The sequence below is a fragment of the Cribrihabitans pelagius genome (genome assembly GCF_048820915.1).
Taxonomy (GTDB): Bacteria; Pseudomonadota; Alphaproteobacteria; order Rhodobacterales; family Rhodobacteraceae; genus Cribrihabitans_A; species Cribrihabitans_A pelagius.
This window is the reverse complement of record NZ_JBMERR010000002.1, coordinates 24156-46090: the sequence shown is the minus strand read 5'-3', so window position 1 is coordinate 46090 and position 21935 is coordinate 24156. Positions and strand designations below refer to the sequence as shown.

The 21935-nt window shown below is 66.6% G+C and carries 20 protein-coding genes, 1 tRNA gene, 1 pseudogene and 2 riboswitches; of the genes and pseudogenes, 12 read left to right on the top strand and 10 right to left on the bottom strand.

All coding sequences use genetic code 11. The annotated features are described in order from the left end of the window. Positions 1-31 precede the first annotated feature (31 nt). Positions 32-982 carry a DMT family transporter gene (locus ACOHX0_RS01920; RefSeq protein WP_420674945.1) on the bottom strand — a complete coding sequence of 317 codons (951 nt, stop codon included), beginning with the start codon at positions 980-982 and terminating at the stop codon, positions 32-34. A 95-nt stretch (positions 983-1077) separates the two neighbouring features. Between ACOHX0_RS01920 and ACOHX0_RS01915 the strand changes: the two genes are divergently transcribed. Beyond that, positions 1078-2580 (top strand): malonate--CoA ligase, encoded by a 1503-nt coding sequence (locus ACOHX0_RS01915; protein WP_420674944.1) that lies wholly within the window; start codon positions 1078-1080, stop codon positions 2578-2580. Between the two features lie 185 nt (positions 2581-2765). Here ACOHX0_RS01915 and ACOHX0_RS01910 read toward each other — a convergent pair whose 3' ends face one another. Continuing rightward, positions 2766-3404, bottom strand: a complete 639-nt coding sequence (locus ACOHX0_RS01910) for a cation efflux transmembrane domain-containing protein (protein ID WP_420674943.1) — start codon at positions 3402-3404, stop codon at positions 2766-2768. A 76-nt stretch (positions 3405-3480) separates the two neighbouring features. On the opposite strand from ACOHX0_RS01910, the gene ACOHX0_RS01905 reads away from it, so the two are divergent. Beyond that, positions 3481-3897 (top strand): MerR family transcriptional regulator, encoded by a 417-nt coding sequence (locus tag ACOHX0_RS01905; protein WP_420674942.1) that lies wholly within the window; start codon positions 3481-3483, stop codon positions 3895-3897. 65 nt (positions 3898-3962) lie between these two features. Here ACOHX0_RS01905 and aroC read toward each other — a convergent pair whose 3' ends face one another. After that, entirely contained in the window at positions 3963-5063 is a 1101-nt protein-coding gene (gene aroC, locus ACOHX0_RS01900) for a chorismate synthase (RefSeq protein ID WP_420674941.1), read from the bottom strand. Between the two features lie 194 nt (positions 5064-5257). Next, a riboswitch (TPP riboswitch) is annotated at positions 5258-5349 on the top strand. A 32-nt stretch (positions 5350-5381) separates the two neighbouring features. Between aroC and thiB the strand changes: the two genes are divergently transcribed. From thiB to ACOHX0_RS01885, 3 genes are read left to right on the top strand one after another with little or no spacing between them, the layout of a single operon-like run. Further along, positions 5382-6359, top strand: a complete 978-nt coding sequence (gene thiB / locus ACOHX0_RS01895; protein WP_420674940.1) for a thiamine ABC transporter substrate binding subunit — start codon at positions 5382-5384, stop codon at positions 6357-6359. Continuing rightward, positions 6335-7891, top strand: coding sequence for an ABC transporter permease family protein (locus tag ACOHX0_RS01890; protein ID WP_420674939.1), 1557 nt, complete (start codon positions 6335-6337; stop codon positions 7889-7891). The genes thiB and ACOHX0_RS01890 overlap by 25 nt, the downstream gene beginning before the upstream one ends. Beyond that, the gene (locus tag ACOHX0_RS01885; protein WP_420674938.1) at positions 7878-8570 is read left to right on the top strand and encodes a thiamine ABC transporter ATP-binding protein; all 693 of its coding nucleotides are present in this window, start codon (positions 7878-7880) and stop codon (positions 8568-8570) included. The genes ACOHX0_RS01890 and ACOHX0_RS01885 overlap by 14 nt, the downstream gene beginning before the upstream one ends. 18 nt (positions 8571-8588) lie before the next feature. Here ACOHX0_RS01885 and ACOHX0_RS01880 read toward each other — a convergent pair whose 3' ends face one another. Beyond that, a complete protein-coding gene (locus tag ACOHX0_RS01880; RefSeq protein ID WP_420674937.1) occupies positions 8589-9050 on the bottom strand; it encodes a 6,7-dimethyl-8-ribityllumazine synthase in 462 nt (153 codons plus the stop codon). 77 nt (positions 9051-9127) lie between these two features. Beyond that, a riboswitch (FMN riboswitch) is annotated at positions 9128-9293 on the bottom strand. Positions 9294-9350: 57 nt separating this feature from the next. On the opposite strand from ACOHX0_RS01880, the gene ACOHX0_RS01875 reads away from it, so the two are divergent. From ACOHX0_RS01875 to ACOHX0_RS01855, 5 genes are all read left to right on the top strand, one after another. Next, positions 9351-10001, top strand: coding sequence for an FMN-binding negative transcriptional regulator (locus tag ACOHX0_RS01875; protein ID WP_420674936.1), 651 nt, complete (start codon positions 9351-9353; stop codon positions 9999-10001). Between the two features lie 28 nt (positions 10002-10029). Beyond that, the gene (locus tag ACOHX0_RS01870; RefSeq protein WP_420674935.1) at positions 10030-10632 is read left to right on the top strand and encodes a glutathione S-transferase; all 603 of its coding nucleotides are present in this window, start codon (positions 10030-10032) and stop codon (positions 10630-10632) included. 224 nt (positions 10633-10856) lie between these two features. Further along, the gene (gene petA / locus ACOHX0_RS01865; RefSeq protein WP_420674934.1) at positions 10857-11417 is read left to right on the top strand and encodes a ubiquinol-cytochrome c reductase iron-sulfur subunit; all 561 of its coding nucleotides are present in this window, start codon (positions 10857-10859) and stop codon (positions 11415-11417) included. Positions 11418-11428: 11 nt separating this feature from the next. Further along, positions 11429-12763 (top strand): cytochrome b, encoded by a 1335-nt coding sequence (petB, locus tag ACOHX0_RS01860; protein ID WP_420674932.1) that lies wholly within the window; start codon positions 11429-11431, stop codon positions 12761-12763. Between the two features lie 19 nt (positions 12764-12782). After that, positions 12783-13577: a cytochrome c1 gene (locus tag ACOHX0_RS01855; RefSeq protein WP_420674931.1), complete on the top strand. Its 795-nt coding sequence runs from the start codon at positions 12783-12785 to the stop codon at positions 13575-13577. Between the two features lie 157 nt (positions 13578-13734). On the opposite strand, the pseudogene ACOHX0_RS01850 reads toward ACOHX0_RS01855, so the two are convergent. Beyond that, a pseudogene (locus ACOHX0_RS01850) lies at positions 13735-14259 on the bottom strand (chloramphenicol phosphotransferase CPT family protein). 279 nt (positions 14260-14538) lie between these two features. Between ACOHX0_RS01850 and ACOHX0_RS01845 the strand changes: the two are divergent. Beyond that, positions 14539-14952 (top strand): nuclear transport factor 2 family protein, encoded by a 414-nt coding sequence (locus tag ACOHX0_RS01845; RefSeq protein ID WP_420674930.1) that lies wholly within the window; start codon positions 14539-14541, stop codon positions 14950-14952. Between the two features lie 17 nt (positions 14953-14969). On the opposite strand, the gene mtaB is transcribed toward ACOHX0_RS01845, so the two are convergent. After that, complete coding sequence (mtaB, locus tag ACOHX0_RS01840; RefSeq protein WP_420674929.1) at positions 14970-16232, bottom strand: tRNA (N(6)-L-threonylcarbamoyladenosine(37)-C(2))-methylthiotransferase MtaB; 1263 nt, start codon at positions 16230-16232, stop codon at positions 14970-14972. Continuing rightward, positions 16229-17077 (bottom strand): diaminopimelate epimerase, encoded by an 849-nt coding sequence (gene dapF / locus ACOHX0_RS01835; protein ID WP_420675208.1) that lies wholly within the window; start codon positions 17075-17077, stop codon positions 16229-16231. Before dapF ends, mtaB begins: the two co-directional genes overlap by 4 nt. 188 nt (positions 17078-17265) lie before the next feature. Between dapF and ACOHX0_RS01830 the strand changes: the two genes are divergently transcribed. Beyond that, a tRNA-Lys gene (locus ACOHX0_RS01830) sits at positions 17266-17341 on the top strand. Between the two features lie 161 nt (positions 17342-17502). Here the strand turns inward: ACOHX0_RS01830 and pncB are convergent. From pncB to pncA, 3 genes are all read right to left on the bottom strand, one after another. Further along, positions 17503-18792: a nicotinate phosphoribosyltransferase gene (gene pncB, locus ACOHX0_RS01825; RefSeq protein ID WP_420674928.1), complete on the bottom strand. Its 1290-nt coding sequence runs from the start codon at positions 18790-18792 to the stop codon at positions 17503-17505. A gap of 64 nt (positions 18793-18856) precedes the next feature. Further along, positions 18857-21199, bottom strand: coding sequence for a PAS domain-containing hybrid sensor histidine kinase/response regulator (locus ACOHX0_RS01820; RefSeq protein ID WP_420674927.1), 2343 nt, complete (start codon positions 21197-21199; stop codon positions 18857-18859). Between the two features lie 103 nt (positions 21200-21302). Beyond that, on the bottom strand, positions 21303-21899 hold the full coding sequence (pncA, locus tag ACOHX0_RS01815; RefSeq protein WP_420674926.1) for a bifunctional nicotinamidase/pyrazinamidase: 597 nt from the start codon (positions 21897-21899) through the stop codon (positions 21303-21305). Positions 21900-21935 lie beyond the last annotated feature (36 nt).

The window sequence follows — 21935 nt, the reverse complement described above, 5'->3', positions numbered from 1 at the left end:
AGCCACGAGCCACACTTCGGGGGCGGTTCGTTCAGCCGCCCTTGAAGTCCATCATCGGCCGCGCCTTGCCGCGCTGCACGCCAAGCCGGCTCTCGCGCCAGATCACTACGGCGTTGGCAAGGATCACCAGGGCAGCACCCGCCAGCATCACCAGCGTTGGCCATTCGTCGAACCACAGGTAGCCGATCACGATGGCAAAGATCATCGAGGCATAGTCGTAGGGTGCCAGCATCGAGGCGGGCGCAAAGCGGTAGGAAGAGGTGACGAGGATCTGCGCCACCCCGCCGATCAGCCCGGCGCCAATCAGCAGCCACAGCGCCTCCGGCGGCGGCATCACCCAGCCGAAGGGCGCGGTCAGCAGGGCGAGGCCGGAGGCGGTGAGCGAGAAGTAGAAGACGATGGCCGCGGTATGCTCGCTCTGCACCATGCGGCGGATGTGGATCTGCACGAAACCGCGCGCCACCGTGGCGGCGAGCACCAGCACCACTCCCAGCGCGGCCCCGTCGCTGAGACCCGCGCTGCCGCTCAGCCCGCCAAGCCGCGGCCAGATCATGATCAGCACCCCCAGAAGCCCCACAGCCACCGCGGTGATGCGCACCATGCGAATGGTCTCTCCCAGAAACAGGGCGGCGAGGATCAGGGTGAAGATCGGGGTTGCATAGCCGATCGCGGTGACCTCGGGCAGCGGCAGCAGCGCCAGCCCCATGAAGGTCATCCCCATCGCCGAGGTGCCGACAAGCCCGCGCCAGACATGCACCATCGGATTGCGCGTGATCAGCCCGTGCCGCAGATCGCCGCGAAAGGCGAGCCAGACAACGATGACGGGGATCGCGAAGAAGGAGCGGAAGAACACCGCCTCCCCCGCGGGCACCTCGTCTGAGGTGGCCTTGATGAGCGCGGCCAGCACGGTGAACAGCCCGATGGCGGCGACCTTGAGCAGGACAGCCAGCACCGGCCGATGCGATGTTAACGGTTTTGCCATGACGCGACCCTGCGCCCGCGGGCGGCAAAGATCAATGGCTTGATTTCGACAGAGGGCCGGGCGCAAATGGCGCCGGTTCAGACAGGAGAGAGCCGATGTATGACGCCAACCCCCTGATCCGCGCCTTGCGCGCCGCTTCACTCGGTCGCGAGGACGCGGTCTTTGCCGCGCTGCCCTCGGGCAGTTCCGTCACCTTTGGCGCGCTGTTTGCCGGGGCCGAGCGGATCGCCGCGGCGCTGGTGGCGGAGGGAGTGGAGCCGGGCGGCCGGGTGGCGGCGCAGGTCTCCAAGACCATCGAAGCGATTGAGCTCTACTTGGGCACGGTGATGGCGGGGGCGGTCTTCCTGCCGCTCAACACCGCTTATACCGCGCCGGAGGTGGCCTATTTCGTCTCCGACGCCAGCCCCCGTGTTGTGGTCTGCGATCCGTCCCGGCTGGCAGAGATTCAGGGCGTGGCGGGCGCGGCGAAGGTGCTGACCTTGGACAGCGCAGGGCAGGGCACGCTGCGCGATCTGGCCGATTCGCAGGCGGGGTTCGAGCCGGTTGCCCGTGCGGGTGACGATCTGGCCGCAATCCTCTATACTTCGGGCACCACCGGGCGCTCCAAGGGGGCGATGCTGAGCCACGATAATCTCGCCTCCAACTCGCTCACCCTGCGGGACTATTGGCGCTTCACCCAGGATGACGTGCTGATCCACGCGCTGCCGATCTTCCACACCCACGGGCTGTTCGTTGCCACCAACGTCGCGCTGCTGGCGGGCTGCCGGGTGGTGTTCCTGCCGGGGTTCGATGCGGCGGCGATCCTTGATGCAATGCCGCGGGCAACGGCGCTGATGGGGGTGCCGACCTTCTACACAAGGCTGCTCGCGGAGGACCGGCTGACGCGGGAGCGCGCGGCGAGCATGCGCCTGTTCATCTCCGGCTCGGCGCCGCTTCTGGCGGATACCCACGCGCAATGGGAGGCCCGCACCGGGCACCGCATCCTGGAGCGCTACGGGATGACGGAAACCAACATGAGCACTTCCAACCCCTATGAGGGCGAGCGCCGCGCGGGCACGGTGGGGCTGCCGCTGCCGGGGGTGGAGGCGCGGGTGATGAATGGCGCCGTCGAGGCCGCGCCGGATGAGATTGGCGTGCTGCACGTGCGGGGCCCGAATGTGTTCCAGGGCTATTGGCAGATGCCGGAGAAGACCGCAGAGGAGCTGCTGCCGGACGGCTGGTTCATCACCGGCGACCTCGCGAAGATCGGCGCGGACGGCTATGTCACCATCGTCGGGCGGGAGAAGGATCTGGTCATCACCGGCGGCTTCAACGTCTACCCCAAGGAGGTGGAGAGCCTGATCGACGATCTGCCCGGTGTGCTGGAAAGCGCGGTAATCGGCGTGCCGCATCCCGATTTCGGTGAGGCCGTGGTGGCCATTGTGGTGCCGTCCGGCGAAGGCACCAGTGCGGAGGCCATCGAGGCGGCGCTTGCGGGACAGCTGGCCCGTTTCAAGCAGCCCAAGCGGATCCTGCTGGCGGAGGCGTTGCCGCGCAACACCATGGGCAAGGTGCAGAAGAAAGCCCTGCGCGAAGAACACGCAGGGCTGTTCGGTTAACCTGCAGAGGGCAGTGCCCGACCGCGGGCGGAAGCGAAGCGCCCGCCCGTTTTGCCGTAGGCAAACCTGCGGTTTGACGGGGGCGGTCGGGCGCTGCCCGTGCCGCAGGCGGCACGTGCGTGTGGGGTGACTGTGCAGCTGTCCTTAGTGGAATTTCCCAAGGAGCGGACGCGCATCCGCAGCCCTCAGCTTTGATGCGCCAGGCGGTGCGCCTCTTCCTCGCGCCGTTCCCGGAGGGCCTGCACCAGGATCAGGAAGGCAGAGTTCAGGAACAGCCCGGCCATGATGCCGGCCACGATCAGATCCGGCCAGCCGGTGGCGGTGCCCCAGACCCCAAGCGCCGCGATCATCACTGCCACATTGCCAATTGCATCGTTGCGCGAGCACAGCCAGACCGAGCGCACATTGGCGTCGCCGTCCTTGTAGGCGGCAAGCAGCAGCACCGAAATCAGATTGGCCGCCAGCGCCATGAAGCCGATGATGCCCATCACATGCGCCTGCGGCACGCCCACGTAAAACACCTGATAGACCGTCGAGCCGAACACCCACAGCCCCATCAGCAGCAGGCTGATCCCCTTGCCAAGCGCCGCCAGCGACCGGGTGCGCAGGCTGGCGCCGATCACCGCCAGCGAAATCCCGTAAGTCATCGCATCGCCCAGAAAATCCAGCGCGTCCGCCTTCAGCGCCTGGCTGCCCGCGAGCTGGCCCGCGCCCATCTCCACCGCGAACATGCCCGCGTTGATGGCGATCACCAGCCAGAGCCTGCGTTTGTAATCCGCCGATACCCCGTCGAAACGGGCCTCATGGTTGCAGCATCCTGCCATTGGTCTCTTGTCCCTATTCCTGATTCGGGACCAAGGTAGGTGCTCTAGTCACTAGAGCTTCAAGAGGGTTCCCGCGATGTTTTCCATCGGCCAGCTGTCGAAAACCACCGGCGTGAAAGTGCCGACCATCCGCTACTACGAGGAGATCGGCCTGCTGCCGGAGGCGGAGCGCAATGCCGGCAATCAGCGCCGCTACGGGCAGGACGGGCTGGAGGCGCTGGGCTTCATCAAACACGCGCGCGATCTCGGCTTTGCGCTGGAGGACATCAAGGTTCTGATGGGGCTCGACGGCCATCTGGGCACCGACTGCGCCGAGGCCGACCGCATTGCCCGCAGCCAGCTCGCCAGCATCCGGCAGCGCATTGCCCGATTGCAGCGGCTGGCGGCGGAGCTGGAGCGGATCAGCCATCTTTGTGACGGCGGCAATGGCGGCGAGTGCAAAGTGCTGACGGCGCTGGGCGACCACAGCCAATGCGAAAGCGAACACGGCTGAGGGGCGCCGGAGAGCCCGCCCAGCCAAGGGGCCAGACTGCGCCGGCGCCGTTCAGAGCCTGATGTTCAGCCGATATGACCCTGGTTCTGGCCGACCTGGCCGCGGTGCAGGAGCAGGTGATCGAGGATCACGCAGGCCATCATCGCTTCCGCCACCGGCACCGCGCGGATGCCGACACAGGGGTCATGGCGGCCCTTGGTGATGACCTCGGTCGCGGTGCCGTCCTTGCGGATCGACTTGCGCGGCGTGAGGATCGAGGACGTGGGCTTCACCGCAAAACGCACCACCAGATCCTGGCCGGTGGAAATGCCGCCGAGGACGCCGCCTGCGTGGTTGGAGGAATACTCCGGGCCGTTCCCGCCCATGAAGATCTCGTCGGCGTTCTCCGAGCCTTTCAGCCGGGCGGCGTTCATGCCCTCGCCGATTTCCACGCCTTTCACGGCGTTGATCGACATCATCGCGGCCGCCAGATCGGTGTCCAACTTGCCGTAGACCGGCGCGCCAAGGCCCGCGGGCACGCCCCGGGCAACCACTTCGACCACGGCGCCAACGGAATCATGCGCCTTGCGCAAGCCTTGCAGGTAAGCTTCCCATTCCGGCACCGCGGCGGCGTCGGGGATCCAGAAGTCGTTCCGGCTGATGGCGTCCCAGTCAAACCGGCTGCGGTCGATCTCCAGATCGCCCATGCGGGTCATGTAGCCCGTGATCTCCACCCCCGGAGCCAGCGCCTTGATTGCTTCACGTGCAACACCGCCCGCCGCAACCCGCGCCGCGGTTTCCCGCGCCGAGGAGCGGCCGCCGCCGCGGTAGTCGCGGTTGCCGTATTTCTGGAAGTAGGTGATGTCGGCATGGCCCGGGCGGAAGGTCTGGGCGATGTCGCCGTAATCCTTGGAGCGCTGGTCGGTGTTTTCGATCATCAGCTGGATCGGCATGCCGGTGGACTTGCCCTCGAACACGCCCGACAGGATCTTGACCGCGTCCGGTTCCTTGCGCTGGGTGGTGTGCTTGCTCTGGCCCGGGCGGCGCTTGTCGAGCCAGTGCTGCAGCATCGCCTCCTCCAGCGGCACGTTCGGCGGGCAGCCGTCGACGGTGGCGCCAAGCGCGGGCCCGTGGCTTTCGCCCCAGGTGGTGACGCGGAAGAGGTGTCCAAAGCTGTTCATCGGCATCGGCGAGGGTCTCCTTTGCGGCAGGCTTAGCGGCGGGGGGCGCATGGCTCAAGGGCAATTGCACGGGTGCGGCAGGAAGGCGGGCGGGGAGGGGGCGCTGCCCCCGCCGCGCGGCGCGCGGCTCCCCCGGAGTATTTCTGCCAAGGTGAAGGAGCGGGTTCCGCTTGTCTTTATCTGCGCACGCGCCTAGGGTCTGCGCCACCTCGGGGTGCGCGGCAGCGCTGAGATCACACCCGTTGAACCTGAACCGGCTCACACCGGCGGAGGGAAGGTACTGGACGCATTCCACCCTTGCCCGATGCCGCAAAGGAGGATGCCATGAAACATCTTGTTTTTGCAGCGGGACTGCTCGGCGCGTCGGCGGCTTATGCCGAAACGCCCGAACTGGTCGTTTATACCTATGACAGCTTTATCTCCGACTGGGGCCCGGGCCCGGCGGTGGAGAAGGCGTTTGAAGAGACCTGCGGCTGCGACCTGAAGCTGGTCGGCGCCGGAGATGGCGCAGCCCTGCTGGCGCGGGTGAAGCTGGAGGGCAAGCGTTCGGACGCGGATGTGGTGCTGGGGCTCGACACCAACCTCACCGCGGCGGCCAAGGAGAGCGGGCTGTTTGCGGAGCATTCGGTGCGTGCCAGCTACACGCTGCCGGTGGCGTGGGCGGATGAGACCTTTGTGCCTTATGACTGGGGTTATTTCGCCTTTGTGCACGAGGCAGATGCGGACGCGCCCGCCGGCTTCCGGGAGCTCGCCGCGAGCGACAGGAAAATCGTGATTCAGGATCCGCGTTCCTCCACCCCCGGCCTGGGGCTTCTGATGTGGGTGAAGGCCGCCTATGGCGATGAGGCGCCGCAGATCTGGGAAGGGCTGGCGGACAATATCGTCACCGTCACCAAGGGCTGGTCCGAGGCCTACGGCATGTTTCTGGAAGGCGAGGCGGACATGGTGCTGTCCTACACCACCTCGCCCGCTTATCACCTGATTGCCGAGGAGGATGGCTCCAAGGCGGCGGCTCCCTTTGGCGAGGGTCACTACCTGCAGGTCGAGGTTGCCGGCAAGCTGGCGGCGAGCGACCAGCCGGAGCTGGCGGACCAGTTTCTGGAGTTCATGGTGTCGGACGCTTTCCAGTCGGTCATTCCGACCACCAACTGGATGTACCCGGCGGTGATGCCGGAGGCGGGGCTGCCCGCGGGGTTCGAGACCTTGATCGAGCCCGGCAAGGCGCTTTTGCTGGATGAGGACGAGGCCGCGGCGCTGCGCGATGCGGCGCTGGACGAATGGCTGAACGCGCTCAGCCAGTAAGCGCCGTACCGGGGCTGGGCGCGGCTGCCCTGGTGGCCGCGCTGATCCTGGGCACGCTGGCGGCGGTGGCGCTCAGGGCCGAGGCCGGGCGCGGGCTGGGGGCTGCCGACTGGGCGGCCCTGCGGTTTACGCTCACGCAGGCGGCGCTGTCGGCCGCCTTGAGCGTTGCGCTGGCGGTGCCGGTGGCCCGCGCGCTGGCGCGGCGGCGGTTTGCCGGGCGGCGGCTGCTGGTTGCGCTGCTGGGGGCGCCTTTCATCCTGCCGGTGATCGTGGCGGTGCTGGGGCTTCTGGCGGTGTTTGGCCGGGCAGGCTGGCTGAGCGCCGTCTTGCGCATCTTCGGCCTGGAGCCCGTGCAGATCTACGGGCTGCACGGGGTGGTGCTCGCGCATGTCTTCTTCAACCTGCCGCTGGCGACGCGGCTGATCCTGCAGGCCTGGCAGGAGATCCCGGCCGAGCGGTTCCGCCTGGCCGCTCAGCTGGATGCGGGACCGCGGGCGATGTGGCGTTTGTTGGAAGCGCCGATGCTGCGCAGCGTGGTGCCGGGGGCGCTGGCGGTGGTCTTTGCCATCTGCCTGTCCAGTTTTGCGGTGGCGCTGACACTGGGCGGCGGGCCGCGGGCGACGACGGTGGAGCTGGCGATCTACCAGGCGTTCCGCTTCGACTTCGACCTTGGCCGGGCGGCGCTGCTGTCGGCGGTCCAGCTGCTGCTGACCGGTGCGGCGGCGCTTCTGGCGCTGCGGGCCGCGGCGGGCGAGGGGTTTGGCGGCGGGCTCGACCGCAGTGTGCGGCGCTGGGACGGGCAGGGGGTGTTTGCGCGCCTGCATGACGGCGTGTGGATCGTGCTGGCGGCAGCGTTCCTGCTGCTGCCGCTGGCGGCGATCGTGCTGGCCGGGCTGCCCGCGGTTGCCGGTCTGCCGCTTTCGGTGTGGCAGGCGGCGGGCACCTCGCTGCTGGTGGCGGCGGTCAGCACCGGCGTGCTGCTGGCGCTGGCGCTGCCGATGGCGGCAGCGGCTGCGCTGGGGCGCGGCGGCGTGAGCGAGCTGGCGGGCATCCTGGGTCTTGCGGCCTCGCCCCTGGTGATCGGCACCGGGCTGTTCGTGCTGATCCATCCCGTGGCGGACCCGTTCGCGCTGGCGCTGCCGGTGACGGCGCTGGTCAATGCGGTGATGGCGCTGCCCTTTGCGCTGCGCATCCTGGTGCCGCGGGCGCGGGAGGTGCTGGCGCGCTACGGCCGCCTGTCGCTGTCGCTGGACCTTCGGGGCTGGGATTTTGTCCGCAGGGTCTACTTGCCGCGGATGCGGGCGCAGACCGGCTTTGCCGCCGGGCTTGGTGCGGCGCTGTCGATGGGAGACCTGGGCGTGGTGGCGCTGTTTGCCGATCCGGAGTTTGCGACCCTGCCGTTGCAGATCTACCGGCTGATGGGGGCCTACCGGATGGAGGCGGCCTCCGGCGCGGCGCTGCTGCTGCTCCTGCTGTCGATGGCGCTGTTCTGGATACTGGACCGCGGAGGGCGCTGGCATGCTGAAGCTTGAGAACTGCCGCATTTTGAACGGCAGCTACACCGTGGACGCCGATTTTTCAGTTGAGCCGGGCGCTTGCGTTGCGGTGATCGGGCCGTCGGGGGCGGGCAAGTCCACGCTGGTGGAGGCGGTGGCCGGCTTCCTGCCGCTGGAGCACGGGCGCATCCTGTGGCGGGGCGCCGACCTCAGCCGGGTGCCGCCGGGCAAGCGGCCGGTGGCGATGCTGTTTCAGGACGGCAACCTGTTTCCGCATCTGAGCGTCGCGCAGAACGTGGCGCTGGGGATCAGCGCCGGGTTGCGGCTTTCGCTTGAAGACCGGCAGCGGGTCGAGACCGCCCTTGCGCGCGTCGGGCTGGGCGGCATGGGCGCGCGCGAGCCCGCGGCGCTTTCCGGGGGGCAGCAGAGCCGGGTGGCGCTGGCGCGGGTGCTGGTGCAGGGGCGCGATATCCTGCTGCTGGACGAGCCCTTTGCCGCACTGGGCCCGGCGCTGAAGGCGGAGATGCTGGACCTGGTGGCGGAGTTGGCCCGCGAAAGCGGGGCGACGGTGCTGATGGTGAGCCACGACCCGGGCGATGCGCGCCGGATCGCGGATCAGGTGGTGCTGGTGGCCGAGGGCGTGGCCCATGCGCCGGAGCCGGCGGCGGCGCTGCTGGACAATCCGCCGCCGGCGTTGAAGGCGTATCTGGGCTAGGACCGGCCCGGGGCAGGATCAGGCGGCTTCAACCGCGGACTTTGCCGCGGCCTGCGCCTGCTCCCGCGTCCGGGTTATCATCAGCGCGGCATTGGCTGCCTCGCGCCCCTTCTCCACGAAATGCGCGCGGTAGATGGCGTTGTGATGCGCGGTCTCCTGGAACTGATGCGGGGTCAGCGAGACCGAGAGCACCGGCACGCCGGTCTCCATCCCGGCGCGCATCAGCCCGTCGACTACGGCCTGCGCCACGAAATCATGCCGGTAGATGCCGCCATCCACCACGAAGGCCGCGCAGGCCACCGCGGCGTAGCGGCCGGTCCGGGCCAGTCCCTGCGCCAGCAAGGGCATCTCGAACGCGCCGGGCACGTCGAAGACATCGACCTGCTCCGCCGGAATGCGTTCGAGGAAGCCGTCGAGCGCGCGGTCCACGATATCCGAATGCCAGTTGGCCTTGATAAAGGCATAGCGGGTGTGTGTCATCGTGATCTCTCCTTTGGTTCTGACACGTCACCCAAGGCGATCACGAGCGAAGGCGCGCACCTCTGGCGCGGCACTTCGCACGTTCTCTTCCATCCGGACTGTAACCGTCGGCTCTGGCCTCTCACCAGATCTGCTGACACTCCCAACCCCGGGGAAACCCGGACACCGGAAGCCGCTCGCGGGCTCGCGGGTCAATGCCCGCATACCGCCGGTGGGGAATTCCGCCCCGCCCTGAGAACAAGATGGAGCTTGCCAAGGCGGCGCGGAGATTTCAAGACTCGCGAGAAAGGAGCGGCGCCGATGCACCCCAACCCGGTATTTCATGATGCGGATGACGCCGCGAACCTGTCCTTTGCGCGCGAGCGGGCCTTTGGCGTACTGGCGGTCAGCGGCGGCGGGGGGGCGGCGCCCATGCTGAGCCATGTCCCCTTCCTGCTGTCGGATGACGGCGCGTGGGCTGAGCTGCACCTTATGCGATCCAATCCCATCGTGCGCGCCCTGAAGGTGCCTCGGGCGGCCAGGCTCGCGGTGAGCGGACCGGATGGCTATATTTCGCCCGACTGGTACGGGCTGGCGGATCAAGTGCCGACCTGGAACTACGTTGCGGTGCATCTGAACGGCGAACTGGAGCTGCGCCCGGAGAGCGGGCTGCGCAGCCTGCTGGACCGCCAGTCGGCCTTTTACGAGGCGCGGCTGGCGCCGAAACCGGCCTGGAGCGCGGCCAAGATGGATGCGGAGGCGCTGGCGCGGCTCATGCGGATGATCGTGCCGGTGCAGATGCGGATCAGCGCGGTCGAGGGCACCTGGAAGCTGAATCAGAACAAGCCGCACGATGTCCGCATGAGGGCCGCAGCGTCGGCGGAACAGGGCTTGGGGGCGGGCCTCGCCGAGCTGGCCGCGCTGATGCGCGCCGCGCGGGCGGAGCCTGCAACGCCCGGAAGCAGCAGCTGAAATAACTGACACAACAAGGAGAGATTGATTGAAACTGATTTACTCACAAACCTCGCCCTTCGTGCGCAAGGTGCTGGTATTGCTGCACGAAACCGGCCAGCTGGCGGATGTGACGCTGGAGGCCGCGGCGACAACCCCAGTGGCGCCGAGCCCGGACGTGCGCGCGGCCAACCCGCTGGGCAAGATCCCGGTGCTGGAGCGCGGGGACGGGCCTGCGCTTTACGACAGCCGGGTGATCTGCGCCTATCTGGATGCGCGCGGCAGCAGCGGGCTCTACGGCCGCGGCTGGGACAGCAAGGTGCTGGAGGCCACCGCCGACGGCATCATGGACGCGGCCGTGCTGATGTCCTACGAGAAGCGCCTGCGGCCGGAGGACAAGCGCTGGGACGAGTGGCTGGAGGGCCAGAAGGCCAAGGTGCTGGATGGCTGCGCAACGCTGGAAGCGCGCTGGATGAGCCATCTGCAGGGCAAGCTGGATATCGGCCAGATCGCCACCGCCTGTGCGCTCGCCTATCTGGATTTCCGCCACCCCGAAACCGGCTGGCGGCAGCGCTGCGGCGCGCTGGCAGACTGGTTCGACGGGTTCGAATCGCGCGCCTCCATGCAGGCAACGAAACCGCCCGCTGCCTGAGCAAAGCGGTGCCCCGGCCCTTGAATTCCGCAAGGGCCGGGCCAACATGGGGGTGAAACTGTCGCAAAGACGCAGCATAATCCGAGGGCTGCGTCTTTCTGCGCGCCTTTGAGCGCTGGACGAAAGCTGTTCTCCCCGCTAGATACCGCGCCAGAGCCACCGCGAGCGATCGCGGTGCATGCGCATGTTTGCCCTAAACGGGCGCTGGAATTGGAGAAAACCTCGTGTCCCACGCAGAAGACAACGAAGGAACCCGGAGAGATTTCCTCTACTACGCCACTGCCGGCGCCGGGGCAGTGACCGCGGGCGCCGCCGTTTGGCCGCTGGTCAACCAGATGAACCCCTCGGCTGACGTGAAGGCGCTGTCCTCGATCCTGGTCGACATCAGCGGCGTGGAAGTCGGCACACAGATCTCCGTGATGTTCCTGGGCAAGCCGGTGTTCATCCGCCGCCGCACCCCGGAAGAGATCGAAGAAGCCCGCCAGGTGGACGTGAGCGAGCTGATCGACCCGCTGGCGGAGAACGCCAACAAGCCGGGCGTCCCGGCAGTCGACGAGAACCGCACCCTGGACGAGGCCGGCGAATGGCTGGTGATGATGGGCGTCTGCACCCACCTGGGCTGCGTGCCGCTGGGTGACGGCGCAGGCGATTTCAATGGCTGGTTCTGCCCCTGCCACGGCTCGCATTACGACACCGCCGGCCGCATCCGCAAAGGCCCGGCACCGGAGAACCTGCACATCCCCGTCGCCGAGTTCGTCGACGAAACCACCCTCAGACTCGGATAACGGAGGCACTTATGTCGGGTATTCCGCACGACCATTACGAGCCCAAGACCGGTGCCGAAAAGTGGCTGCACAGCCGCCTTCCCATTGTCGGCCTGCTCTACGACACCATCATGATCCCCACGCCCAAGAACCTGAACTGGATGTGGATCTGGGGGATCGTCCTGACTTTCTGCCTGGCCCTGCAAATCATCACCGGCATCGTGCTGGTGATGCACTACACGCCGCATGTCGATATGGCCTTTGCCTCGATCGAGCACATCATGCGCAACGTGAACGGCGGCCACATGATCCGCTACCTGCACATGAACGGCGCCTCGCTGTTCTTTGTTGCGGTCTATGCGCATATCTTCCGCGGCCTCTACTACGGTTCCTACAAGGCCCCGCGCGAGATCACCTGGATCATCGGCATGCTGATCTATCTCCTGATGATGGGCACCGCCTTCATGGGCTACGTGCTGCCCTGGGGCCAGATGTCCTTCTGGGGCGCGACCGTGATCACCGGCCTGTTCGGCGCCATTCCCTTCATCGGCGAGCCGATCCAGACCTGGCTGCTGGGCGGACCCGCGGTGGACAACGCCACCCTGAACCGCTTCTTCTCGCTGCACTACCTCCTGCCCTTCGTCATCGCGGGCCTGGTGATCGTGCACATCTGGGCCTTCCACACCACCGGCAACAACAACCCCGCCGGTGTTGAAGTGCGCCGCGGCTCGAAATCCGAGGCCGAGAAGGACACGCTGCCGTTCTGGCCCTATTTCGTGATCAAGGACCTGTTTGCCCTGGCCGTGGTGCTGGTGGTGTTCTGGGCGATCGTCGGCTTCATGCCGAACTACCTGGGCCACCCCGACAACTACATCGAAGCCAACCCGCTGGTGACGCCTGCGCATATCGTGCCGGAATGGTACTTCCTGCCGTTCTACGCGATCCTGCGTGCCTTCACATCGGAAGTCTGGGTGGTGCAGTTCGCCTCCTTCGTGACCGGCGGCATCGTCGACGCCAAGTTCTTCGGCGTGATCGCCATGTTCGGCGCGATCCTGGCGATGGCGCTGGCGCCCTGGCTGGACACCTCGCGCGTGCGTTCGGGCCGCTACCGGCCGATGTTCAAATGGTGGTTCGCGCTGCTGGTGGTCGACTTCTTTGCCCTGATGTGGCTGGGCGCGATGCCCGCAGAAGAGCCCTATGCCTCCTTCTCGCTGATCGCATCGGCCTATTGGTTCGGCTACTTCCTGGTGATCCTGCCGCTCCTCGGCGTGATCGAGAAGCCGGAGCAGCAGCCCGCGACCATCGAAGAGGACTTCGAAGCCAAGAAGGCCAAGAAGTCCAGTGCTGCAGCCACTCCCGCCGAGTAACAAGAAGGAACACCTGACAATGTTCAAGAAACTGGCAACCGGTGCCGCCTTCGCTCTGGCCCTGAGCCCTGCTGCGTCATACGCTGCAGGCGGCGGCGAGCAGCATATCGTGGACTACGATTTCTCCTTCGAGGGACCGTTCGGCGCCTACGACCGCAACCAGCTGCAGCGCGGCCTGCAGGTCTACACCGAGGTTTGCGCAGCCTGCCACGGGCTGAAGCAGGTGCCGCTGCGCACCCTCGCAGACGAGGGCGGCCCGCAGCTGCCCGCGGACCAGGTGCGGGCTTATGCGGAGGAAAACTTCACCGTTTACGATCCCGTCCTGGATGAGGACCGTCCGGCCAAGCCGGTCGACCACTTCCCGGAAAACAACAACGCCGGCGCGCCGGATCTCAGCATGATGGCGAAGGCGCGGGCCGGCTTCCACGGGCCCTATGGCCTCGGCCTGAACCAGATGTTCAAGGGCATGGGCGGGGCGGAGTACATCGCCTCGCTGCTGGCGGGCTACACCGGTGAGACCAAGACCGAAGCGGGTGTGACACTGTATGAGAACACCGCCTTCCCGGGCGGCTGGATCTCGATGGCGCCGCCCTTGTCGGACGAGCAGGTCGAATTTGCCGATGGCCATGCCAACGACGTCGAGGCGATGGCCAAGGACGTGTCGGCTTTCCTGATGTGGACCGCGGAGCCGAAGATGATGGCGCGCAAGCAGGCCGGCTTTGTCGGCGTGCTGTTCCTGACACTGCTGTCGGTGCTCCTGTACCTGACCAACAAGCGCATTTGGGCGCCGCACAAGGGCAAGCATATCAGCTGAGCCGTCGCGCCGTGACTGTGAAACCCCCGCACCGGATGGCGCGGGGGTTTTTCTTTTGGCCCGCCGGGGGAGGGGAGAAAAGGGGCGCTGCCCCTCTGCGCGCTGCGCGCGCATTCACCCCGGGGTATTTTCGGTCAGAAAGTGAATGAAGGGTCCTTCAGCCGGCGAAGAAAGCCGAGCGGCCGGTCTTGCCGGCCAGTGCTGCGAGGAGGGTGGCGGCGTTTTCCTGCGGGGGGCGGCAACCATCCAGCGTGATGTCGTAACGCCGATCGTCGTGTATTGCGGCCGCGTCCCGTAATGCGCTGCCCGCGCACCGGTCCCCGCGCTGCCTTTCCCGGTCAGCGAGGACGTCAGGTGTCACATGCAGGCCGGTAAACAGCAGCCTGTGACCCGCCAGCAGCAGCTGCGGCTGCGGCTGCCAGCCCGGCATGTCGAGGATATGTTCCAGGATCAGGTCGTTGCCGCTATCCGCAAATCCGGCCACGGCCCGGTGGAAGCCGTCGAAGAAGGCAGCACGGCTTGCGGGCCACTCCGGGTCGTCCTGCGGCCGCCAGGCGCCGCTGTCGCGCATGTGGTCGATGGAAAGATGCAGTCAAGGCTGGCTGGACATGGACCGGATCGCCGCTGTCAGGGATGACTTGCCGCTGCTGGAAGCGCCGTGCAGGAAGATGATCCGGGCCATGGCGGTATCCTATCCGGGCGGGGCAGTGCGTCAAGCCAACACCGCCGGCAATGATGCGGGTCCGCTCTGGCGGGCCGTGGGGCGGACTGGGAGGGGCGCTGCCCTCTGCGCTCTGAGTGCATTCACTTCGGGGTATTCCCGGTCAGAATTTAGCGTGGATGGCGGGCCATTTGCTTGGGTTGACCGAGTCCCGGCAGCGCTGCGGGCGCGCTTGACGGAGAAAACGGAAGAGGTGCACTCTGGTTAGGTTGTATTGGGGATGAGTTTGGAGGAGCGGCCGTGAAGGAACAAACAAACGCGGAAATATTGCGGGAAGCCTATGCAAGATGGGATGCTTGCAAAGGGGCGGATCTGGCGATGTGGGATGACTATGTCACCGAAGGTATAAAGCTGTACTCCATGGCAGCAGGGGCTCACGGCCTGGATTTCAGTACGGCGCGTTCGGGCAGGGACGAATTGCACAGCTATCTGCGTGAACTGACGAGCGCGTTTGAAATGGAACATTGGACCATGCACGAGACGATCTCGGAAGGAGATCGCGTTGTGGGTCTGGGTGTCACGGCCTGGATCTGCAAGGCCACGGGCAAGCGCGTGGAGACGCCGGTTGCGATTGTGTGCAAATTCAGAGGCCGACAAGTGTGCGAATGCCGGGAATTCTACGATTCCGCCTCGCTGGCGGCAGCAGTCTGCTGACTCGCCCGAGGCCCTGATCAGGCCGCGAGTTGCGTGCCGGCCACGCCGCGGATGGTGGCGGTGACAATGGCGCCTTCTTTCCGGGGTGCGGCGAAGGTCACTTCGGTGAACTGCTCGGTACGGCCCATGTGAGGGTTCTCCATCAGAATGCGGTGGGTTCTGCCGAGCTGGTCCGCCAGATGCTGTGCGACCTGGGCGTCGCCTGCCGCGCGCAGGCGGGCGGCGCGGTCTTTGATCACCTTGCCGTTCACCTGTTTCGGGATCTTCGCCGCCGGGGTGCCTTCGCGTCTGGAGTAGGGGAAGACATGCAGCCAGGTCAGGCCGCAGTCGGTGACCAGCTTCAGGGAGTTCTCGAAATGCGCTTCGGTCTCGGTCGGGAAGCCCGCGATGATGTCGGCGCCGAAGGTCATCTCCGGGCGCAGGCGGCGGGCTTCCTCGCAGAAGGCGATGGCGTCGTCGCGCAGGTGGCGCCGGGCCATACGCTTGAGGATCAGGTCGTCGCCATGCTGCAGCGACAGGTGCAGATGCGGCATCAGCCGCGGTTCGGTGGCGATGGCCTGCATCAGGTTCTCGTCCGCCTCGATCGAATCGATCGAGGAGATCCGCAGCCGCGGCAGATCCGGCACCAGCTTCAGGATGCGCATCACCAAATCGCCCAAGCGCGGCTGCGCGGGTAGGTCGGCGCCCCAGGAGGTGAGGTCGACCCCCGTCAGCACCACCTCGTTGTAGCCCTTGTCCACCAGACGTTTGATCTGGTCGATGACGACGCCCGCGGGCACCGAGCGCGAGTTGCCGCGGCCGTAGGGGATAATGCAGAAGGTGCAGCGGTGGTCGCAGCCGTTCTGCACCTGCACATAGGCGCGGCTGCGGGTGCCGAAACCGTCGATCAGATGGCCTGCGGTTTCGGTCACCGACATGATGTCGTCGACCTGCACCTTTTCCGTCCGGCCGATGAAATCCGGCCCTTTGGCGATCTGTTCCCAGGTATCTGCCTGCATCTTCTCGGTGTTGCCGATGACGCGGGTGACCTCCTCCATCGCGGCGAAGGTTTCCGGCTCGGTCTGGGCGGCGCAGCCGGTGACGATGATCGGGGCGCCGGGGTTTTCCCGGCCCAGGCGGCGGATCTCCTGGCGCGCCTTGCGCACGGCCTCGGCCGTGACGGCGCAGGTGTTGACCACCACGGCATCGGTAAGGCCCGCTTCGCGGCTCAGCTCCTTCATCGCCTCGGTCTCATAGGCGTTCAGACGGCAGCCGAGGGTGGTGAATTTGGGCACGCTCATGCGAGGCTCTCCAGGAAGGCGGCGGTGAGGCTGCCGGTAAAGACATGAGCGGTGGGGCCGGTCATCCAGACGCCATCCTCGCGCCAGTCGATCCACAGGGTGCCGCCGTCGAGATCGACCTGCACCCTGCGGCCCGTGAGCCCCCGGCGCGCGGCGGCAACCGCCGTGGCGCAGGAGGAGGAGCCCGAGGCCAGGGTCACGCCCACGCCCCGCTCCCAGACCCGCATGCGCAGGCGGTCCGTGCCCGTCACCTGCGCCACCTGCACGTTGGTGCGCTCGGGGTAGAGCGGGTGGTGTTCGTAGCGGGTGCCGAATTCCTCCAGCGGGATCACCTCGGCGTTCTCCACGAAGAAGGTGCAATGCGGGTTGCCCATGCCGGTGGCGGTGGGACCGCCCTCGATCGGCAGCTCCAGCGTGTCCACGTCCTCGGCCAGCGGGATGTCCTGCCAGCCGAGCTGCGGCGGGCCCATGTTGACGGAGGTGAGCCCGTTGCCGGCATCCCGTGCCGCCAGGGTGCCGCGGCCGGTGGTGAGCTGCAGTTCCGTCTTGCCGCTCTCGTCCATCAGGTGGCGCGCGACGCAGCGGGTGGCGTTGCCGCAGGCGGCCGAGGTGGAGCCGTCGGCATTGTAGAAGGTCAGAAGCGCGTCCGCCCCGCGCTCACCCGGCGCAATCACCGTGAGCTGGTCGTACCCCACGCCGAACTGCCGGTGCGCGATGCCCCGGGCCAGCGCCGGGGTGATCTCAACCGGGTGCGCGCGCGCGTCGACAATGACGAAGTCATTGCCCAGCCCGTGCATCTTCATGAAGGGGAAAGCGGTATTTGCCGGAGTGCTCATGGCGGGCATATAGACCCGCGCCAATGATGAATCCAGCCTTGCCGCGAGAAAGTTGGAAAAAAGGGGTTGACCCCCCGTGCTACTCCCCCTAGATACGCCGCCTATCGGGACAGCGCAGCACACGCTGCCAAGCCAGCCCGAAGCGAAATAAGCGCTTGAACCTCTTGGGAAAAACGCTTAGACCGCGACGAAGAAGTGGGCCGTTAGCTCAGTTGGTAGAGCAACTGACTTTTAATCAGTGGGTCGCAGGTTCGAATCCTGCACGGCTCACCACTTCCTCCCCTGGATCATGAATGTGCGCGGAATGCAGCCTTGTGGCTGCTGATTGTGCGGCCGGAGCGGCGGCGCCGCATGCCGGATGCAGGCGGTGCCCGGGCCCCGCGGCCGCCTGCTGTGTCAGGCATTGTCCGCCGGGCTGGTTCGGACCGGCCGGTTCAGACGATGACGTCCTGGCGCTCCTGCTCGCCGACGCCGAACACGCGTTTGTAGCGTGCGATCTCGGCCTTGGGGCCCATTGCCTTCTCGGGGTTGTCGGACAGCTTCACCGTTGGCCGGCCGTTCGCCGCTACCGCTTTGCACACCAGCGAGAACGGCGCCAGCGCGTCGTCCGGGACCAGGCCGCGGAAGTCGTTGGTGAGCAGCGTGCCCCAGCCGAAGGAAACCTTGGTGCGGTCCGAGAAGCGGGCGTGCAGCGCCAGGATCTGCTCCACGTCGAGCCCGTCGGAGAAGATCACCCGTTTGTCTGCCGGATCCTCGCCGCGCTGGCGCCACCAGCCGATGGCGGTTTCGGCGCCCTTGGCCGGGTCGCCGCTGTCGATGCGGATGCCGGTCCAGCCGGCCAGCCAGTCCGGGGCGCGGTCCAGGAAACCCTTGGTGCCATAGGTGTCGGGCAGGATGATTCGCAGGTTGCCCTCGTGTTCGTCGTGCCAGTCCGACAGCACGTCGTAAGGCGCTTGGGCCAGCTCCGCGTCGCTTTCGGCCAGCGCGGAATACACCATCGGCAGCTCATGCGCGTTGGTGCCGATTGCCTCCACCTCGCGGCGCATCGCGATCAGGCAGTTGGAGGTGCCGGTGAACTTGTTTCCCAATCCCTCCATCATTGCCTGCACGCACCAGTCCTGCCAGAGGAAGGAGTGGCGGCGGCGGGTGCCGAAATCGGCGATGGTGAGACCCTCGCACTGGCGCAGCCGCTCGATCTTCTCCCAGACCCGGGTCATTGCGCGGGCATAAAGCACCTGCAGCTCGAACCGGCCCATGCTGTTGATCACTGCGCGTGAGCGCAGCTCCATCAGCACGGCGAGGGCCGGAATCTCCCACAGCATGACCTCGTGCCACTTGCCCTCAAACGTGAGTTCGTACTGGTCGCCCTTTCGCTCCAGGTGGTAGGGCGGCAGGCGCAGCCCCTCGAACCATTCCATGAAGTCCGGGCGGAACATCTGGCGCTTGCCGTAAAAGGTATTGCCGCGCAGCCAGGTGCTTTCGCCGCGGCTGAGCGACAGCGAGCGGATGTGGTCGAGCTGTTCGCGCAGTTCGCCCTCGTCGACCAGCCGGGCCAGCGGCACATGGCTTGAGCGGTTGATCAGAGAGAAGGTCACCGTGGTGTCCTGCCTGTTGCGGAACACCGACTGGCACATCAGGAGTTTGTAGAAATCGGTGTCGATCAGCGAGCGGACGATCGGGTCGATTTTCCATTTGTGATTGTAGACGCGGGTTGCAATATCCACCGGCGGCCTCGTGCAGATTGGGTCATCGGTTGATAGGACAGCGCGCGCCCGGGGGCAAAGGAAATCAGCCTGCCCGCCGCCCCTGCGCCCGCGGGGCCATTCGCTGCAGCACCGAGAGAAGGCGGTCGCGGTCAACCGGCTTGGTCAGGAATTCGTCCATCCCGGCTTCGATGCAGGCGTCCCGGTCGCTGTCGAAGGCATTGGCGGTGAGCGCCACGATAGCGGGTTGCGGGCGGGCCTGGCTGCGGATCGCGCGGGTTGCCTCCAGCCCGTCCATCACCGGCATCGACATGTCCATCAAGATGATGTCCGGAGCGGTGTCGCGAAATTTTTGCACTGCCTCGCCGCCATCGAGGGCAAAGCTGAGCGTGACGGGGGCGCCCTCCAGGAATTTCTCCAGAAGCACCCGGTTGATCTGGTTGTCCTCGGCGATCAGCACCCGCAGCCCGGCCAGGGCGGACGCGGCGCCAGGTGTGCCCGGTCCGCTGGAGCGCGCTGCCGCCAGGGCAGCTGGCGCCGCAGGGGCGGGACCAGGCACGCCAGCTGCGTCGGCGGTGGCCTCGGCGCCGCAGGGCGCGGAAGGATCCAACGCAGTGTCCAGCGCAGGGGCGGATTGCGGCGTGCCGGCATGATTCAGCATCAGCCGCACTGTGAAGCAAGAGCCGACGCCTAGTTCTGAGACAACGGTGATAGTGCCGCCCATCATCTCCGCCAGGCGGCGCGAGATTGCCAGGCCGAGCCCGGTGCCGCCGAAGCGGCGGCTGATCGCGGCGTCGGCCTGGGAGAAGCGTTCGAAGATCTGGTCCTGCATGTCGCGGGGAATGCCGATGCCGGTGTCGGAGACGGTGCAGACCAGCCCGCATCCCTCGTCTTCCGGTTCCGCGTCGAGGGTGACCAGCACCCGGCCGCGTTCGGTGAACTTGATCGCGTTGCCAACCAGGTTCATCAGGATCTGCCGGATTCTGCGGTCGTCGCCATGCAGCCGTGCGGGTACGCTTTCGCCGATGTCCAGCGCCAGCTGCAGCCCCTTGACCGCGGCCTGGGAGTGCAGCAGGCGGATGGTTTCCTCGAAGCAGATGCGCGGGCCGAAGTCGGTGCCGCTGAGGGTGATCTGGCCGGATTCCATCTTGGAAAAATCCAGCACATCGTTGATCAGCATCAGAAGCGTGTCGGCGGAGCTGAGGATGGTATCGGTGTAAAGCTGCTGTTCTTCGTCCAGCGGGCTGTCGCGCAGGAGCTGGGCCATGCCGATCACCCCGTTCATCGGGGTGCGGATCTCGTGGCTCATGGTGGCGAGGAACTCTTCCTTGACGCGGGCGCCATCCTCGGCGGCGCGGCGGGCCTGGAGCAGCTCCTCGGCGTAGTCCTTGGCGGAGGTGATGTCGCGTTCCACGGCGATCAGGGTCTCCAGGCGGCCGTTGCTGTCGAGCATCGGCACCTGGCTGGTCTCGATCCAGATCAGCCTGCCGTCCTTGCGGCGGTTGCGGATCTCCACCCGCGCGGGCTTGGAAAGCTCGACGCAGTCCTGCAGCGTGCGGATGGTGGCGCGATCGGTGTCGCCGCTGTTGAGCAGGTCGCCGGGCTTTTCGCCAAGGGCTTCCTCGAAGCTGTAGCCGGTGATGCGGGTGAAACTGTCGTTGACCCAGGTGATCCGGCCCTTGCGGTCCATCAGGATCACGCTGTCGTTGGCGTTGCGGGCAACCAGGGCCAGCTGGCGGGCTTCCTTCTGCTGTTCCGAGAGCCGGGTATAGGCCGCTTCCAGCTCCTCCTGCTGGGTGGCCTGGGCCAGCATCTGGCTGCGGGTCTGTTCAAAACTGCGGTTGACGTAGGCCAGGAACCACAGGATGGAGGCGTAGATTAGCGCCAGCCCGGCCAGGTGCAGCTCCGGTATAGGCGCAACACCGGCGCCGTGCAGGCTTTCTTCGGCAAGAAAGGCCGCCGGCAGTGTCCCATAGGTCAGCAGCTTCAGCGCGATGGCGGAGCGGTGGTAAGGCAGCAGCACGCAGACGTTGATGGCGGCGCCCAACAGGAGCCCGATGGAGAACAGCGGCTCGTTATGGGCCACTTCGTGCAGGCGGGAGGGGATGGCGTAGAAGCTGAGCGCCACCCCGGCCGAGAGCATCAGCGCCTGCACCCAGGAGGAGGCCGCGGTGAGCCGCCGCAGCCAGCGCAGCGGCAGGCCACGGTGCAAGAGCGACTCCGCCCGGCTGAGCAGCAGGCAATCGGCGGCATCGCCGGCCACCGAAAGGGCAAAGGCGGCGGCCGCCACCTGCGGCGGCACTGCCAGCAGCATCAGCAGGCAAGCCACGAGGGTGAACAGCAGGCGGCCGGGGAACTGCCGCACCCGTCCGCGGGCGTAGCGCAGCAGAAGCTCCTGCGCACCGTATCTGTGCTGAAAACTGGCCATAGGGCCGCCCGAGGGGCTGTCCATATGCTGCATCCGAAAACCTGCCACTCGATAACACCAGGTGAGGTTAGGCAGATGCGCGTTAAGAAATTGCTTATTCAGTCTATGGAAGTAACTCCACGCCGGTATCCCGCATCTGCTGCAGCGCCGTTTGCAGCGATCCGCCGAGGTCTATGGCCCGGCAGGCGGCCAGCGCCACCGAGACCTCGAACCCCAGCCGGCGTGCGTCCAGCGCGGTGAAGGCGACGCAGAAATCTGTGGCCAGCCCGGCCAGCGTCAGCCGGGTGATGCCGCGGGTGCGCAGGTAGCCCTCGAGCCCGGTGGGGGTGGTCTGATCGTTCTCGAAAAAGCCGGAATAGCTGTCCACCGCGGTGCGGAACCCCTTGCGCAGGATCAGGTCGCCGCCGGTGCGCAAGTCCTTGCGGAAGGCGGCGCCGTGGCTGCCCTGCACGCAGTGATCGGGCCAGAGCACCTGGGGGCCATAGGGCATCCCGATGCTGTCGAACGGCGCCTTGCCTGGGTGGGAGGAGGCAAAGGAGGAATGTCCGGCAGGGTGCCAGTCCTGGGTCAGCAGCACAGTATCGAAGTGGTCCATCATCGCGTTGATGGGGGAGACCACCTCGTCACCGCCGGGCACGGCGAGGGCACCGCCCGGGCAGAAATCGTTTTGCACGTCGATCACGATCAGGGCGTCGGACATGGCGGGCTCCTTTGCTGCTCCTCCATAGTTAACCGG

Excerpts from the sequence above, each read along its gene's own strand:
- ACOHX0_RS01920 (WP_420674945.1), bottom strand. The coding sequence starts at position 982 with ATGGCAAAACCGTTAACATCGCATCGGCCGGTGCTGGCTGTCCTGCTC.
- ACOHX0_RS01915 (WP_420674944.1), top strand. The coding sequence starts at position 1,078 with ATGTATGACGCCAACCCCCTGATCCGCGCCTTGCGCGCCGCTTCACTC.
- ACOHX0_RS01910 (WP_420674943.1), bottom strand. The coding sequence starts at position 3,404 with ATGGCAGGATGCTGCAACCATGAGGCCCGTTTCGACGGGGTATCGGCG.
- ACOHX0_RS01905 (WP_420674942.1), top strand. The coding sequence starts at position 3,481 with ATGTTTTCCATCGGCCAGCTGTCGAAAACCACCGGCGTGAAAGTGCCG.
- aroC (WP_420674941.1), bottom strand. The coding sequence starts at position 5,063 with ATGCCGATGAACAGCTTTGGACACCTCTTCCGCGTCACCACCTGGGGC.
- thiB (WP_420674940.1), top strand. The coding sequence starts at position 5,382 with ATGAAACATCTTGTTTTTGCAGCGGGACTGCTCGGCGCGTCGGCGGCT.
- ACOHX0_RS01890 (WP_420674939.1), top strand. The coding sequence starts at position 6,335 with ATGGCTGAACGCGCTCAGCCAGTAAGCGCCGTACCGGGGCTGGGCGCG.
- ACOHX0_RS01885 (WP_420674938.1), top strand. The coding sequence starts at position 7,878 with ATGCTGAAGCTTGAGAACTGCCGCATTTTGAACGGCAGCTACACCGTG.
- ACOHX0_RS01880 (WP_420674937.1), bottom strand. The coding sequence starts at position 9,050 with ATGACACACACCCGCTATGCCTTTATCAAGGCCAACTGGCATTCGGAT.
- ACOHX0_RS01875 (WP_420674936.1), top strand. The coding sequence starts at position 9,351 with ATGCACCCCAACCCGGTATTTCATGATGCGGATGACGCCGCGAACCTG.
- petB (WP_420674932.1), top strand. The coding sequence starts at position 11,429 with ATGTCGGGTATTCCGCACGACCATTACGAGCCCAAGACCGGTGCCGAA.
- ACOHX0_RS01855 (WP_420674931.1), top strand. The coding sequence starts at position 12,783 with ATGTTCAAGAAACTGGCAACCGGTGCCGCCTTCGCTCTGGCCCTGAGC.
- mtaB (WP_420674929.1), bottom strand. The coding sequence starts at position 16,232 with ATGAGCGTGCCCAAATTCACCACCCTCGGCTGCCGTCTGAACGCCTAT.
- dapF (WP_420675208.1), bottom strand. The coding sequence starts at position 17,077 with ATGCCCGCCATGAGCACTCCGGCAAATACCGCTTTCCCCTTCATGAAG.
- ACOHX0_RS01820 (WP_420674927.1), bottom strand. The coding sequence starts at position 21,199 with ATGGCCAGTTTTCAGCACAGATACGGTGCGCAGGAGCTTCTGCTGCGC.
- pncA (WP_420674926.1), bottom strand. The coding sequence starts at position 21,899 with ATGTCCGACGCCCTGATCGTGATCGACGTGCAAAACGATTTCTGCCCG.